Origin of the sequence: Methylophaga sp. UBA3613, from assembly GCF_002375415.1 — a bacterium.
Lineage (GTDB): Bacteria > Pseudomonadota > Gammaproteobacteria > Nitrosococcales > Methylophagaceae > Methylophaga.
Window position 1 is genome coordinate 258,715 of record NZ_DFLS01000004.1, and the last position, 14,847, is coordinate 273,561.

The 14,847-nt window shown below is 46.0% G+C and carries 13 protein-coding genes; 9 read left to right on the plus strand and 4 right to left on the minus strand.

What is annotated here, in order from left to right; all coding sequences use genetic code 11:
- Positions 1-20: 20 nt before the first annotated feature.
- Both B3S93_RS03420 and B3S93_RS03425 read right to left on the minus strand, forming a co-directional pair.
- Positions 21-1,361, minus strand: a complete 1,341-nt coding sequence (locus B3S93_RS03420; RefSeq protein WP_292400048.1) for a sensor histidine kinase — start codon at positions 1,359-1,361, stop codon at positions 21-23.
- Complete coding sequence (locus B3S93_RS03425) at positions 1,361-2,047, minus strand: response regulator transcription factor (protein WP_292353691.1); 687 nt, start codon at positions 2,045-2,047, stop codon at positions 1,361-1,363. The genes B3S93_RS03420 and B3S93_RS03425 overlap by 1 nt, the downstream gene beginning before the upstream one ends.
- Positions 2,048-2,292: 245 nt before the next feature.
- Here B3S93_RS03425 and B3S93_RS03430 point away from each other — a divergent pair, with 245 nt between their 5' ends.
- Positions 2,293-2,694, plus strand: coding sequence for a Spy/CpxP family protein refolding chaperone (locus B3S93_RS03430; protein WP_292353692.1), 402 nt, complete (start codon positions 2,293-2,295; stop codon positions 2,692-2,694).
- Positions 2,695-2,753: 59 nt separating this feature from the next.
- Here the strand turns inward: B3S93_RS03430 and aroE are convergent, their stop codons facing one another.
- Together aroE and hemB are read right to left on the minus strand one after the other, a co-directional pair.
- A complete protein-coding gene (gene aroE, locus B3S93_RS03435) occupies positions 2,754-3,575 on the minus strand; it encodes a shikimate dehydrogenase (RefSeq protein WP_292400041.1) in 822 nt (273 codons plus the stop codon).
- A gap of 3 nt (positions 3,576-3,578) precedes the next feature.
- Positions 3,579-4,589, minus strand: coding sequence for a porphobilinogen synthase (hemB, locus tag B3S93_RS03440; protein ID WP_292400038.1), 1,011 nt, complete (start codon positions 4,587-4,589; stop codon positions 3,579-3,581).
- A 164-nt stretch (positions 4,590-4,753) separates the two neighbouring features.
- Here hemB and carA point away from each other — a divergent pair, with 164 nt between their 5' ends.
- From carA to glmM, 8 genes are read left to right on the plus strand one after another with little or no spacing between them, the layout of a single operon-like run.
- A complete protein-coding gene (carA, locus tag B3S93_RS03445; protein WP_292353695.1) occupies positions 4,754-5,884 on the plus strand; it encodes a glutamine-hydrolyzing carbamoyl-phosphate synthase small subunit in 1,131 nt (376 codons plus the stop codon).
- A 6-nt stretch (positions 5,885-5,890) separates the two neighbouring features.
- Positions 5,891-9,109, plus strand: coding sequence for a carbamoyl-phosphate synthase large subunit (carB, locus tag B3S93_RS03450; RefSeq protein WP_292400035.1), 3,219 nt, complete (start codon positions 5,891-5,893; stop codon positions 9,107-9,109).
- Entirely contained in the window at positions 9,109-9,585 is a 477-nt protein-coding gene (gene greA / locus B3S93_RS03455) for a transcription elongation factor GreA (RefSeq protein ID WP_292353697.1), read from the plus strand. Before carB ends, greA begins: the two co-directional genes overlap by 1 nt.
- Positions 9,586-9,588: 3 nt before the next feature.
- A complete protein-coding gene (locus tag B3S93_RS03460) occupies positions 9,589-10,053 on the plus strand; it encodes a DUF4149 domain-containing protein (protein ID WP_292400032.1) in 465 nt (154 codons plus the stop codon).
- 1 nt (position 10,054) lies between these two features.
- A complete protein-coding gene (gene rlmE / locus B3S93_RS03465; RefSeq protein ID WP_292353699.1) occupies positions 10,055-10,672 on the plus strand; it encodes a 23S rRNA (uridine(2552)-2'-O)-methyltransferase RlmE in 618 nt (205 codons plus the stop codon).
- A gap of 45 nt (positions 10,673-10,717) precedes the next feature.
- On the plus strand, positions 10,718-12,619 hold the full coding sequence (gene ftsH / locus B3S93_RS03470; protein ID WP_292354101.1) for an ATP-dependent zinc metalloprotease FtsH: 1,902 nt from the start codon (positions 10,718-10,720) through the stop codon (positions 12,617-12,619).
- A 13-nt stretch (positions 12,620-12,632) separates the two neighbouring features.
- Complete coding sequence (gene folP / locus B3S93_RS03475) at positions 12,633-13,472, plus strand: dihydropteroate synthase (RefSeq protein WP_292400029.1); 840 nt, start codon at positions 12,633-12,635, stop codon at positions 13,470-13,472.
- On the plus strand, positions 13,465-14,814 hold the full coding sequence (glmM, locus tag B3S93_RS03480) for a phosphoglucosamine mutase (protein ID WP_292400026.1): 1,350 nt from the start codon (positions 13,465-13,467) through the stop codon (positions 14,812-14,814). The genes folP and glmM overlap by 8 nt, the downstream gene beginning before the upstream one ends.
- Positions 14,815-14,847: the final 33 nt, after the last annotated feature.

Below are 14,847 nucleotides of genomic sequence, written 5' to 3' on the forward strand. Positions count from 1 at the left end.
TCAACTAGATAAATCAGTAATCAGACCGGAAGCAAGATTGAAATATTAAGTCCGCCTTCCGGTCTGTTTTTTGCAATAATCTCGCCGCCGTGGATTTCAATAGCACGATGAGCAATCGTCAGCCCCAGACCGATACCATCTTGCTGGTGGTTGTCACGACTGCGAAAGAACGGCTGAAAAATTTGCTGTAAATCCTGTTCAGCAATTCCCGGACCCTGATCTTCTATAGTGATTTGCCAATGGCCGGCTAATTTTTCAGTGGTTAGTTGGATCACTCCATTCTCAGGTGAATACTTAATCGCATTGCGCAAAACATTTTCAATAGCACTATGAATAAGCTCAGGGCGTGCAAACAGACTGACTTGCTCAAAAGTATTGTGCGTTATCTGAACATATTTATTCTGGGCTTCAAAACGAGCGTCCTCCACAATATCCAGCAGCATTTCTGTTAGATCGAAAAGTTGTCTTTCATCATTTTCAGTTGTCGGATTTTCCAGACGAGATAAATTCAGCAACTCACCGATAAGATGATCGATACGCTCGGATTCACGTTCAACCCGATCCAGCATTTTTGCAGTTTTATCCGGACTTTGCTGTGCTAAACCAATCGCAGCCTGCATCCGTGCCAAGGGTGAACGTAACTCATGAGAAACGTCGTGGAGTAATCGTTTCTGTGCATTCAGCAACTGGCTTATGCGCCCGGTCATATAATCAAAGTTCTGCCCCAGTTCAGCCAATTCATCACGACGTTTTCCCATAGCCGGGCTAATTCGGGTATCAAGTTTGCCATCTGCAACATCATTAAAGGCTTTCTTTAAAATACGGATGGGTTTGGTAAACCACCAGGCCAGTAATGCACTGAATAATAATCCCGACATCAACCACATGCCCAGTAATAATAAGAGTGGTGGTTTAGGAGGTTTGGGCCGATCCAGCTTCTGGCCGAGTTTTTCAGGGGAGGGGATAAATAACAGCAAGGCTCTGCCATCTTCCAAAATTACTTGTTGGACAGAGCGTATTCTTTGATTTTCAAATACTAATTGTCTCGTCGTTGCCAGTAATTGCGGATCAATATTCCGTTGCAGAATATCCTGATTATCCTGATTAACGGCGAAAAGCTTAATGCCATTACGATGTTGTTCATGGAGGTACTTTTTTAGCGGCTCGATACCGGCATAACGCGCTATATCAGCCGCACTGTCGACAAGGTCTGTAGCTTTCCAGCCCATTTGCACCGGAATTGCCTCGAAGGACTGACGTTCTGCATTATGGCGTAGCCACATGCCACTGGCGACACCAATACTCGTCAGTAATAAAGCCAATAAAAAAGCAAAAAAGAATTTCCAGAATAAACTTCGCATTACTTAATCAACTGATAACCTTTACCACGGACTGTCTGAATATAAGAATGGCCATCCTGTTGTTCTCCTAGCTTATGCCGAATACTGCTCATATGCACATCAATACTGCGATCAAAGCGTGCCAGCGGCCGGCCTAATGCTGCTTCTGATAATGCATTTTTACTGACGACCTGACCGGCATTTCTTGCAAGGGATTCCAACAGGCTGAATTCGGTGCTGGTCAGTTCCAGCGCGGTATCAAACCATAAGGCTTTACGCTGTTGAGGCCAGAGTTGTAACGGACCTGTTTGAATAACGGTTTCATCCTGTTGCTGTTGTCGGGTGATTTCACTGCGCCGTAAAATAGCTTTGATTCGAGCAATTAATTCTCTGGGAGTACAGGGTTTAGGTACATAGTCATCAGCCCCAGATTCCAGTCCCATGATGCGATCAACATCGTCACCCTTTGCGGTAAACATTAAAATGGGCACATGACTTTGCTGACGGATGAGTTTTAATACTTCAGTGCCACTCATATCAGGCAACATCACATCCAGAATCACAATATCGAAATCTCCCTGCAAGGCAAGCTGCAGGCCTTCTGTTGCTGTATCTGCAGTGCGAACCTGAAACTTCTCTTCCTCCAGATAGTCTTGAAATAGACCAGAAAGAATCACATCATCATCAATAATTAATACTTTGCTCACAGAGATGTCCTGTTATTTTTTTAAAGTAATGATACGTCCGCAAATATTAATCAGCTAATTGTAAATCAGTGTTTTACCTGAATTTACATATCAAAACAGTCATTAACAGTTAATCCATCAATACTGTCTGCAACCTGTCGAACGACAGTATTTCGTTAAAAAATAACCTTTTTAGGAGAATACCTATGCGTAGCAAATTAATGGCGCTCAGTTTGATTCCAGCTTTATTTTTAGCAGTACCTGCCATGGCCGATAAACATAAAAGCTGTGGTGAAGGCAGTAAATACAGCGATATGAAGAAAATGCACGGTGAACATGATGGTATCCCTCTTATGTTGCAAGGCATTGATTTAAACGAGGATCAAAAATCAGAAATCAAAAAATTAGTTGAGGCTCAGCAAACTGATAAAAGAAATGATATGAAGTCGCACTGGGAGCTGCGCAAGAAATTAAACCAATTGGCTTTTAATGATCGTCTGGATCAAAACAAGCTAGAAGCCATAATCAATGAAGCCACAGAATCTCATGCCGACAGATTAGCTAAAAAAGCTAAATTGAATAATGCGATTTTCAATGTGCTAACAGCAGAACAAAAACAGCAGCTGAAGCAGAAAATGGCCGACTCTGAAAACCGTAACAAGCCTTGAATAAAATTACTTACCTCATCCTGACAATGAATGCAGGATGAGGTTTTTATGGGCGTTGTTCAGGATTTCTTTTGAAGCAGTGAAATTACTGAAGCTGTTTGCGGGCGCACACCACGCCAGATATAAAAGGCTTCTGCGGCCTGTTCAACCAGCATGCCCATACCATCAATTGTCTTGGCTGCATTATGTGTTTTAGCCCATTTGATAAATGCTGTATCAGCTTCGCTGTACATCATGTCATAACAGCAGGCGCCACTTGCCAGCACCGTATCAGGCAAAGGAGGTACTTCACCCTGTAAACTGGCTGCGGTGGCATTAATCACCACATCAAATTCACCGTCAATGTCATCAAATCCACCGCCATGAACATTGCCCAGATGGGCAAACAGCTCGGCAAGGTGAATGGATTTTGAAGCCGTTCGGTTGGCAATAAATATTGCGAGCGGTTTGTATTCAAGTAAAGGCGCGATCACGCCACGTGAAGCGCCACCGGCTCCAAGTAATAAAATCCGTTTGCCGGTAAGCTCTACCTGATGATTGACCGCTAAATCACGGCAAAGACCAATGCCATCTGTATTGTCACCAAACAAGCTGCCATCACTATTGAATACAACGGTATTAACTGCTCCAGCCAATTCGGCCCGGGCAGATTTTTGCTGGGTTATCTCCCAGACCTGCTCCTTGAATGGCACCGTTACATTGATGCCTTTTAACTTAAGCACGTCGCGAAGCTGTTGAAGACTGTTATGCAGTCCGTCCAACTGTACTTCAATCGCTGTATATTCAATATCCTCACCGGTTTGTCTGGCAAACGAGGCATGAATCAGCGGGGATTTACTATGGTGGATCGGGTTACCGATCACGGCGTATTTATCTGTCATGATTTAGCGCTGTAACTGTTGTGCAATATCTTTAGCGAAATAGGTGAGGATACCGTCGGCACCCGCACGTTTAAATGCCAGCAGGCTTTCCATAATAACTTCTTCACTGAGCCAGCCTTTCAACGTTGCTGCCTTGAGCATCGCATATTCACCACTGACCTGATAAACAAAAGTGGGTTTCTGGAAAGTCTTTTTCACCCGGTACAAGACATCAAGATAGGGCATGCCGGGTTTAACCATCACCATATCAGCACCTTCCTGAATATCCAATGCGACTTCATGTAAAGCCTCATCAGAATTGGCTGGATCCATCTGATAACTGAATTTATTGCCACCGGCTAAATTCCCTGCACTGCCCACAGCATCGCGAAATGGTCCATAAAAACTGGAGGCATATTTAGCGGAGTAAGCCATGATACGAGTATGTATGTGCCCGGCATTTTCCAGCGCGTTACGTATCGCGCCAATACGTCCATCCATCATATCGGAGGGAGCGACTACATCGGCTCCTGCCTCGGCATGAGATAACGCCTGTTTGATTAATACTTCCACCGTTTCATCATTAATAATATAGGCGTTGTCATCAATCAGCCCATCCTGACCGTGAGTGGTAAAAGGATCCAGAGCAACATCAGTCATTACCCCCAAATCGGGGAAGGCTTTTTTTAAGGCTCTGACAGCGCGTTGCGCCAGACCATCGGGATTAAACGCTTCTGCAGCATCCAGTGACTTCTGCTCCAATGGGGTCACTGGAAACAATGCCATCATCGGAATGCCCAATTTGTGAATAATTTCAGCTTCCTGAAGCAGCAAATCAATGCTCAATCTCTCCACTCCAGGCATTGAAGTGACTTTTTCTCGTTGATTTTTGCCTTCGAGTACAAAGCAGGGATAAATCAGATCATCGACGGTGAGCTGATGCTCTCGAACCAGTCGCCGGGAAAAGTCATCTTTGCGCAAACGGCGGGGTCTTTGTTGTGGAAAAGCGGAAAAATTAAAATACTGTTGGGTCATAAGTTCTGCCAGGTAAATAAGCTGCGCTTCATACTACCGCTGGCAAGGTAACTTGTCATCGTTTTTAGCGTGGACGCATAGGCTGCAGATAGGCTAAAATTGCAAAGATTTTGTCCGGGGAGAACGTCGTCCCCTGTTCCTTTTTTATCTGGTGGAGGTTCCCCTTGCGTACAACTGCGCTACTTGCTCTTGAAGATGGCACGGTCTTTCACGGCGAATCAATCGGTGCTGTGGGCCAGTCAGTTGGTGAAGTGGTCTTCAACACCGCGATGACAGGTTATCAGGAAATTATTACCGACCCGTCGTATTGCCGCCAAATCGTCACCCTGACTTATCCGCATATCGGTAACGTTGGCGTCAATAAAGACGATGAAGAATCTGACCAGGTGTATGCCAGTGGTTTAATCATTCGCGAACTTTCACCGGTCATGTCCAGCTGGCGTGGTGAAGAAGCTTTGGATAAATATCTTGAGCGCCAGAATGTAGTCGGACTGGCTGGTATTGATACCCGGCGGCTGACCCGTCTGTTACGGGAAAAAGGTGCGCAAAAAGGCTGCATCGTTGCTGGCGATAATATTGATGTTGATGCGGCAATTGCTGCGGCCAAAGCCTTTGCTGGTTTGAAAGGCATGGATCTGGCCAAAGAAGTTTCAACCAAACAGGCTTATGAGTGGACTGATGGTATCTGGCACATCGACAACCAGTCTCGTAAAGCCGAGCCGCGTTTTCATGTGGTTGCCTATGATTATGGCATCAAGAAAAACATCATGCGTATGCTTACCGAACGTGGCTGCAAATTGACAGTAGTGCCCGCACAAATGCCTGCTGAAGAAGTCATGAAGTTGAATCCTGATGGTATTTTCCTGGCCAATGGCCCGGGTGATCCAGAACCTTGTGATTATGCGATTAAGGCGATTCAGTATTTCCTCGATAAAGAGATGCCGATTTTTGGTATCTGTCTGGGACATCAATTACTGGCATTGGCCTGTGGTGCCAAAACCGAAAAAATGAAATTCGGTCATCATGGGGCGAATCATCCGGTTCAGGAATTGCTGGCAGGTCTGGTGATGATTACCAGTCAGAATCACAGTTTTGCTGTAGATGAATCCACTTTGCCTGACACCGTTGAAACCACTCATCGTTCTTTATTTGATGGAACATTGCAGGGTATTCATCATAAAACCAAACCGGCTTTCAGCTTCCAGGGACATCCGGAAGCCAGCCCTGGTCCACAGGATGCATCACCTCTATTCGATCACTTTATCGACCTACTCGAACAAGCGACAGGTAAATAACACATAATGGCTAAACGTACTGATATTCAAAGCATTCTGATTCTGGGTGCTGGTCCGATTGTTATCGGTCAGGCCTGCGAATTTGATTATTCTGGCGCACAGGCTTGTAAAGCCCTGCGAGAAGAAGGTTATCGCGTCATTCTGGTCAATTCCAACCCGGCCACTATCATGACTGACCCAAATATGGCTGATGCGACATATATTGAGCCAGTTACCTGGGAAGCAGTCAGCAAGGTTATTGAAGTTGAACGTCCCGATGCGATATTGCCAACCATGGGAGGCCAAACCGCGTTGAACTGTGCATTGGCACTGGAAAAACATGGCGTTTTGGAAAAATATGGCGTCGAGATGATCGGTGCTGACAGTGAAGCCATAAATAAGGCCGAAGATCGCGATTTGTTCCGCGCGGCGATGCGTAAAATTGGTCTGGATATGCCGCAATCGGATATTGCGCACTCCCTTGATGAAGCGCTTGAAGTTCAACAGAAATTTGGTTTCCCGGTCATTATCCGGCCGTCATTTACCATGGGCGGCAGCGGTGGCGGAATTGCCTATAACCGTGAAGACTTTGTCGATATCTGCCAGCGTGGCTTATATCTCAGCCCGACTTCCGAATTGTTGATTGAAGAATCCATCATTGGCTGGAAAGAATATGAAATGGAAGTGGTGCGTGACAAAAAAGACAACGCCATCATTATCTGTTCCATTGAAAACTTTGATGCAATGGGCGTGCATACTGGTGACTCAATCACTGTGGCACCTGCCCAGACGCTGACCGATAAAGAATACCAAATCATGCGTAACGCCTCGCTGGCAGTTTTGCGTGAGATTGGCGTGGAAACCGGTGGTTCGAACGTGCAGTTTGCGGTAAATCCGGAAACCGGTCGTTTGATCATTATCGAAATGAATCCACGGGTGTCACGCTCATCGGCTTTGGCTTCGAAAGCCACCGGTTTTCCAATTGCCAAAGTCGCTGCCAAACTGGCAGTGGGTTACACACTGGATGAATTACAGAACGAAATTACCGGCAATGCGACACCAACGTCATTTGAACCGACTATTGATTATGTCGTCACTAAAATTCCACGTTTTACCTTTGAAAAATTCCCGTTGGCGGATAACCGTCTGAGCACTCAGATGAAATCTGTCGGTGAAGTGATGGCCATTGGTCGTAATTTCCAGGAGTCTTTACAGAAAGCATTACGTGGTCTTGAAACAGATCGGGATGGTTTTAACGAAATTCTGGATCTGAAAGCCGAAAATACCGCTGAAGTATTACGCCGTGAATTAAGTTTGCCTGGCTCCGATCGTCTTTGGTACGTAGGTGATGCTTTCCGTTATGGAATGGGCTTTGACGAAGTTCAGCAGCTAACACATATTGATCCGTGGTTCCTGATACAGATTCAGGAGCTGGTGGAAATTGAAAATCAGCTTAAAGAGCGTTCGTTAAACGATATTGATGAAGCTGAAATGCGCGCGTTGAAGCGCAAAGGTTTCGCTGATTCACGACTGGCAAAATTGTTACACAAAACAGAAAAACAATTTCGCAGCCATCGTCATGCATTGGGAGTTCGTCCGGTGTATAAACGGGTTGATACCTGTGCAGCTGAATTTTCAACCTCTACTGCCTATATGTACTCAACCTATGACGAAGAGTGCGAAGCCAATCCGACTGATCGTGACAAAATCATGATTTTAGGTGGTGGTCCTAACCGTATTGGTCAGGGTATTGAGTTTGATTATTGTTGTGTTCACGCCGCGCTGGCGTTACGCGAAGATGGTTACGAAACCATTATGGTCAACTGTAATCCAGAAACCGTTTCCACCGATTACGACACATCGGATCGACTATATTTTGAGTCACTGACGCTGGAAGACGTACTGGAAATTGTTGCGCTGGAAAAACCTAAAGGCGTGATCGTCCAGTTCGGTGGTCAGACACCATTAAAACTGGCGCGTGCACTTGAAGCTGCCGGTGTGCCAATTATTGGTACTTCGCCGGATGCCATTGACCATGCAGAAGATCGCGAACGGTTCCAGCAAATGGTCGAAAAACTCGGCTTGCTGCAACCGCCAAATCGTTTGGCACATTCAGTTGATACCGCTGTGTCACTGGCGGCAGAAATCGGTTATCCATTAGTGGTTCGTCCATCTTATGTATTGGGTGGCCGTGCAATGGAAATCGTTTATAACGAAGAAGAGTTACAACGTTATATGCTGACTGCGGTATCGGTTTCCAATGATTCTCCGGTATTACTGGATCGTTTCCTGGATGACGCCATTGAGGTCGATGTCGATGCAATTTGTGACGGTAAGGAAGTGCTTATCGGCGGCATTATGGAACATATCGAACAGGCTGGTGTTCATTCCGGTGACTCTGCCTGCGCCTTACCCCCTTACAGTCTGAGTCAGGAAGTAATGGATCAGTTACGGGTACAGGTGAAACAGATGGCACTTGAACTGGGCGTAGTGGGACTTATGAATACCCAGTTTGCCATTCAGGGTGACCGTATATTTATTCTTGAAGTGAACCCACGAGCATCACGTACCGTGCCATATGTATCTAAATCGATTGGTGTACCGCTGGCTAAAGTTGCTGCACGCTGTATGGCCGGTATGAGCCTGGCAGAGCAGGGTGTAACTAAAGAAGTGATTCCGTCTTACTATTCGGTTAAAGAAGCGGTGTTCCCATTCATCAAGTTCCAGGGTGTGGATCCGATTCTTGGACCGGAAATGAAATCCACTGGTGAAGTAATGGGCGTGGGCCGTACTTTCGGTGAGGCTTTTGCCAAATCCCAGTTAGCGGCATCGGTGAGTCTGCCGGTTGGAGGTAAAGCCTTTATCTCAGTGCGTGATGCCGACAAACAATCGGTTATCAAGATTGCCAAAGATTTGTTAGGCTTGGGTTTCTCGTTGCTGGCCACGCGAGGCACACAACAAACGCTGATGGAGGCCGATGTGCCCTGTGAGCGAGTTAAAAAAGTCGCAGAAGGTCAGCCGCATATTGTGGATATGATTAAAAACGATGAAATTGCCCTGATTGTGAATACAACAGAAGGTCGTCAGGCCGTTGCGGATTCAAGAGAAATACGCCGCGCTGCATTGCAACATCAGGTGAACTACACCACAACATTAGCCGCTGCTCGTGCCACAATTCTGGCCCTGCATTGCGAAGACAGTGTCTCGGTGAATCGTTTACAGTCATTACATGGAGAATTGAATTAATGGCCGTACCAATAACAGAACGCGGTGCTCAGGCACTGAAAACTGAATTACATGAACTGAAAACCGTTAAACGTCCAGCCGTGGTGGATGCGATTTCTGAAGCCCGTGCGCATGGCGATTTAAAAGAAAATGCTGAATACCATGCAGCCCGTGAACAGCAAAGTTTTATTGAGGGCCGTATTCAGGAACTTGAATCGACTTTGGCGGATTGTCAGATAATTGATCCCACTTCGTTGCCTAAAGATGGCCGTGTTGTGTTTGGTGTTACGGTCGATTTGCTGAATATCGATACTGATGAAGAAAAGCAGTATCAGATCGTGGGCGATTATGAATCCGATATTAAATTGAACCGTATCTCAATTTCTTCACCTATTGCACGGGCATTGATCGGTAAGGAAATTGACGATGTAGCAACTGTCCAGGCGCCGGGTGGTGCAATCGAATATGAAATTACCGGCATTCATTATCTGGGCTAACGGTTGAATCGTTCTGAAACTATAGGCGAACGCTTATTACTGACACTGTGGGTAGGCGCTTTATGGTCAGTCGGTTATCTTGCTGTTCCGCTGGCTTTTATCAGCCTTGAGACATTAGTGGCCGCAGATTATGCGGCCAAACTGTTTTTTGCAGTGAATGTTATTGGCATAATCAGTGGTACGCTGATTCTTCTGGGCAAAATAATTATTCAGCGTGGCCGGGCAATACATTCCTGGCGTTTCTGGATTTTGATGGCCATGTTGGTGATTACCTTGATATTCAGCATGTATATACAGCCTGAGATGGCCAGCATAAAAACGGTCGATAACTGGCGTCTAGAGACCAATTTCGCCGAGCGCTTTGAATGGTTACATATGCTGAGTCAGAATCTGTATCTGATGTTGAGTATTGCCGGATTATTGTTAGTACTGAGTACTGACAAAATCCACGTGGCAGAGAAGAGCTGAAATGGCACGCAGTAAATCCAGCACAAATTGGCTTAAAGAACATTTTGACGATCCTTATGTCAAAAAAGCACAGCAGAAAGGTTACCGTTCCAGAGCAACCTTCAAACTGGAAGAAATCGATCAGAAAGACAAATTAATACGCAACGGCATGTCGGTGGTCGACCTTGGTTCGGCGCCGGGCGGATGGTCTGATTATGCTTTGCATAGGGTCGGTGACAAAGGTAAAGTTATCGCATTGGATATTTTACCGATGACGCCTTTGACTGGAGTACATTTCATCGAAGGTGATTTTCGTGAGGATCATGTACTCGAAAAACTGAATGAAGTATTGGCCGGACAATCAATAGACCTTGTATTATCGGATATGGCCCCCAATATGACAGGTGTAGGCGCAATCGATCAGCCGGGTAGTATGTATCTTGTCGAACTGGCATTGGATTTTGCTATTAATAACTTGAGTAAACAGGGTGATTTTCTGGTCAAAGTTTTTCAGGGTGAAGGCTTTGATGAATTTTTGAAGTCTATGCGGTCACATTTTAATAAAGTGACAACCCGTAAACCTGATGCTTCACGTGCTCGCAGCCGTGAGGTATATCTACTCGGACGTGGACTGAAATGACAGTAAAAAGACTAACGTTACTAGGGGTAACAAACATTGAGTGACATGATGAAAAATATTGTTTTATGGGTCGTCATCGCGATGGTATTGATGTCGGTATTTAACAATTTCGGTCCGCAGCAAAGCAAGCAGAGCGAAATGGATTACTCGACCTTTATCAGCAGTGTGAAAAATGGCGGGGTCTCCAGTGTGGATATCCAGGGTCGGACGATCACCGGCAAATTATCGGATGGCAGTAACTTTACTACCTACAGTCCAGATTACGATCCAGGCCTGATTGGTGATTTGCTGGATAACGGAGTGGCTATCAAAGCTGAACCAGCAGAAAAAACCGGTCTGCTAATGCAGATATTTATTTCATGGTTCCCAATGTTGTTACTGATTGGTGTGTGGATTTTCTTCATGCGTCAGATGCAAGGTGGCGGTGGTAAAAACCCCATGTCGTTTGGCAAAAGCAAAGCCCGCATGTTGAATGAAGATCAGGTTAAAGTGACCTTCAAAGATGTTGCTGGCGTCGAGGAAGCTAAAGAAGAAGTTCATGAATTAGTCGACTTCTTGCGTGATCCAGGCAAATTCCAGAAGCTGGGTGGACGCATTCCACGCGGTATTCTGATGGTTGGTTCGCCAGGTACTGGTAAAACATTATTAGCCAAAGCGATTGCCGGTGAAGCGAAAGTACCTTTCTTTACTATTTCGGGTTCTGATTTCGTTGAAATGTTTGTTGGTGTCGGTGCCTCACGGGTTCGTGACATGTTTGAACAAGCAAAAAAACATGCACCATGTATTATCTTTATCGATGAGATTGATGCCGTCGGTCGTCACCGTGGAGCCGGTATGGGCGGTGGTAATGACGAACGTGAGCAGACACTGAATCAGTTGTTGGTTGAAATGGATGGTTTTGAAGGTAATGAAGGCGTCATTATTATTGCCGCCACCAACCGTCCTGACGTACTTGATCCCGCTTTATTGCGTCCGGGTCGCTTTGACAGACAGGTAGTAGTGCCATTACCGGATATTCGTGGACGTGAACAGATTCTGAAAGTTCATATGGGTAAAGTGCCCGCTGATGAAGATGTTGATCCAAGTGTCATTGCACGTGGAACTCCAGGCTTTTCAGGTGCTGACCTTGCCAATCTGGTGAATGAAGCTGCTTTATTTGCGGCCCGCACCAACAAACGCCTGGTATCAATGGTGGATTTGGAGTTAGCCAAAGATAAAATCATGATGGGTGCTGAACGTCGCTCAATGGTCATGAGTGATAAAGAAAAAGAACTGACGGCCTATCATGAAGCCGGTCACGCCATTGTTGGGCGCAGTGTACCGGGCCACGATCCAGTGTATAAAGTGAGTATCATCCCTCGTGGTCGTGCGCTGGGTGTAACGATGTTTTTACCGATCGAAGACAGATACAGTTACACCAAACAACAATTGGAAAGTCAGATTTCAAGCCTGTATGGCGGTCGACTGGCTGAAGAAATGATTTTTGGTGCTGAAGCAGTGACTACTGGTGCCTCAAATGATATTCAGCGGGCAACAGAACTGGCACACAATATGGTCACCAAATGGGGACTATCAGACAATATGGGGCCTTTATCTTATGGTGAAGAAGAAGGCGAAGTTTTTCTGGGTCGCAGTGTTACCCAGCACAAGTCAGTATCTGATTTGACAGCTAAACAGATTGATGAAGATGTTCGTGCATTGATTACCAGGAATTATGATCGTGCCAAAAATATTCTGACCGAAAATGCTGATAAATTGCACACCATGGCAAAACTTCTGATCAAATACGAAACGATTGATAGCGATCAGATCGATGCGATCATGGAAGGACGTGAACCAGGTGCACCTAAGGGTTGGGATGATAAATCATCGACTCCACCACCATCCGCTAAAGCAGATGAAGATGGCCCGGAACCTACAGGCAAACCTGCTGATCAATTAAACTGAGAAAAGTTAAATCATGATGATGGATTTTGCGGGCAAATCTCTGGATTTGTCCGCTCCGCACGTTATGGGCATCGTCAATGTAACGCCCGACTCCTTTTCGGATGGCGGGCGTTTTTTTTCGGCTGATAAAGCCCTCGAACAAGCTCGAAAACTGGTTGCTGATGGCGCTACTATTATTGATATTGGTGGCGAATCGACTCGTCCCGGCTCTGAACCTGTTGGTGTTGAAGAAGAAATTCGCCGAGTGGTGCCTGCAATAGAAGCTATTCATGCTGAGCTTGATGTGGTTATTTCTATCGATACCATGAAAGCTAAAGTTATGCGAGCTGCAGTAGCGGCTGGGGCGAGCCTGATAAACGATGTAAATGCGTTACGTAGTGAAGGGGCATTACAGGCAGCCGCTGAACTGGGTGTTCCGGTGTGCCTGATGCATATGCAGGGCTCACCTCAAACCATGCAACAACAGCCCCACTATTCCGATGTGGTCAGTGAAGTAAATGAATTTCTGTCTGAGCGGGTTGCTGCCTGTGAAGCAGCGGGAATTTCGCGTTCAAAGATTATTCTGGACCCGGGATTTGGCTTTGGTAAAAATGCCCGTCATAATCTGCGATTAATGAAGCATTTATCGGTGATAACGGAATCGGATCTGCCTGTCCTGGTCGGCGTTTCACGAAAATCCATTATCGGTGCGATGCTCAATATATCGGTTGAAGAACGATTGGCGGGAAGCCTGGCTCTGGCATCGATAGCGATATGGCAAGGCGCAAAAATCATACGCAGTCATGATGTCCGGGAGACCGTACAGGCAGTCCGATTGTGTGAACATGTAATGCAGGTTAACGATTTTGACTGAACAAAAACGACGTTATTTTGGTACTGATGGCATCAGAGGAAGAGTAGGCGATGGCGCCATTACACCTGACTTTGTATTGAAACTCGGGTGGGCGATTGGACGTGTGTTGGCGAAGGAACGTAACAGCAAGGTTTTGATCGGTAAAGACACCAGAATATCCGGTTATATGTTTGAATCCGCATTACAGGCAGGCCTTTCAGCCGCTGGTGTAGATGTATATTTAATGGGGCCAATGCCAACCCCCGCAGTAGCTTATCTAACCCGCACATTTCATGCCCAGGCAGGCATTGTAATCAGTGCCTCGCATAATCCCTATCATGATAATGGCATTAAATTCTTCTCTGATAAGGGAACCAAGTTGCCGGATTCAGTTGAACTGGCGATTGAGGCAATGCTTGACCAGCCGATTAGAACGGTTGATTCTGCCTATTTAGGCAAGGCCCACCGTATTGCTGATGCTGCAGGACGTTATATTGAGTTTTGTAAAAGCACCATTTCGACTGGGGTTGATTTATCCAATCTGAAAATTGTGGTGGATTGCGCTCATGGTGCCACTTATCACATCGCACCAAACGTATTCCGTGAACTGGGTGCCGAAGTCATTTTGATGGGCGCCGAGCCGGATGGTCTGAATATCAATCAGAATTGTGGTTCGACTGAACCGCGATTACTGCAAGCCAGCGTTCTCGAGCATAAAGCTGATTTGGGTATTGCTCTGGATGGCGATGGTGACCGCCTTATCATGGTGGATCATCAGGGCGAGCTGGTAGATGGTGATGATATTCTGTTTATCATTGCCCGTGGAAGACAACGTGTTGGTCTGGATAGAGGCCATGTGGTCGGTACACAGATGTCGAATCTGGGATTGCAACATGCCTTGGAAAAACACGACATTATTCTGCATCGGGCAAATGTCGGTGATCGTTATGTGATGGAGAAGCTGCAACAGGTTGAAGGACTGATTGGTGGCGAGGCCTCAGGACATATTATCTGTCTGGATAAAACCAGCACGGGGGATGGTATTGTTGCAGCATTGCAGGTACTGGCTGAAATCCAGCAAACGGGTAGCAGCCTGCATGAACTGTGCTCTGCTGTCATAAAATATCCACAACGTCTTGTTAATGTACGTATTGATAAACTGGTTAATTTACGGGATTATCCGGAAATTCAAGCGGCTGTAGAAGAAGTGGAGAAAACACTTGGTCAGGAAGGGCGAGTGCTGCTGAGAGCCTCCGGAACAGAACCGGTTATAAGAGTAATGGTTGAGGGGCACGATGCAACCCGCACTAACCAGTTAGCCAAGTCTCTGGCCGAACAAATTGAGATAATATTACAACGTTAGATAAGTAATTCTATGCCAACAGAGTGAGCGGAG

Bases quoted from the DNA above. Each gene is read 5' to 3' on its own strand.
- B3S93_RS03420 (WP_292400048.1), bottom strand. From the start codon at position 1,361: ATGCGAAGTTTATTCTGGAAATTCTTTTTTGCTTTTTTATTGGCTTTA.
- B3S93_RS03430 (WP_292353692.1), top strand. From the start codon at position 2,293: ATGGCCGATAAACATAAAAGCTGTGGTGAAGGCAGTAAATACAGCGAT.
- aroE (WP_292400041.1), bottom strand. From the start codon at position 3,575: ATGACAGATAAATACGCCGTGATCGGTAACCCGATCCACCATAGTAAA.
- hemB (WP_292400038.1), bottom strand. From the start codon at position 4,589: ATGACCCAACAGTATTTTAATTTTTCCGCTTTTCCACAACAAAGACCC.
- carB (WP_292400035.1), top strand. From the start codon at position 5,891: ATGGCTAAACGTACTGATATTCAAAGCATTCTGATTCTGGGTGCTGGT.
- greA (WP_292353697.1), top strand. From the start codon at position 9,109: ATGGCCGTACCAATAACAGAACGCGGTGCTCAGGCACTGAAAACTGAA.
- rlmE (WP_292353699.1), top strand. From the start codon at position 10,055: ATGGCACGCAGTAAATCCAGCACAAATTGGCTTAAAGAACATTTTGAC.
- ftsH (WP_292354101.1), top strand. From the start codon at position 10,718: ATGATGAAAAATATTGTTTTATGGGTCGTCATCGCGATGGTATTGATG.
- folP (WP_292400029.1), top strand. From the start codon at position 12,633: ATGATGATGGATTTTGCGGGCAAATCTCTGGATTTGTCCGCTCCGCAC.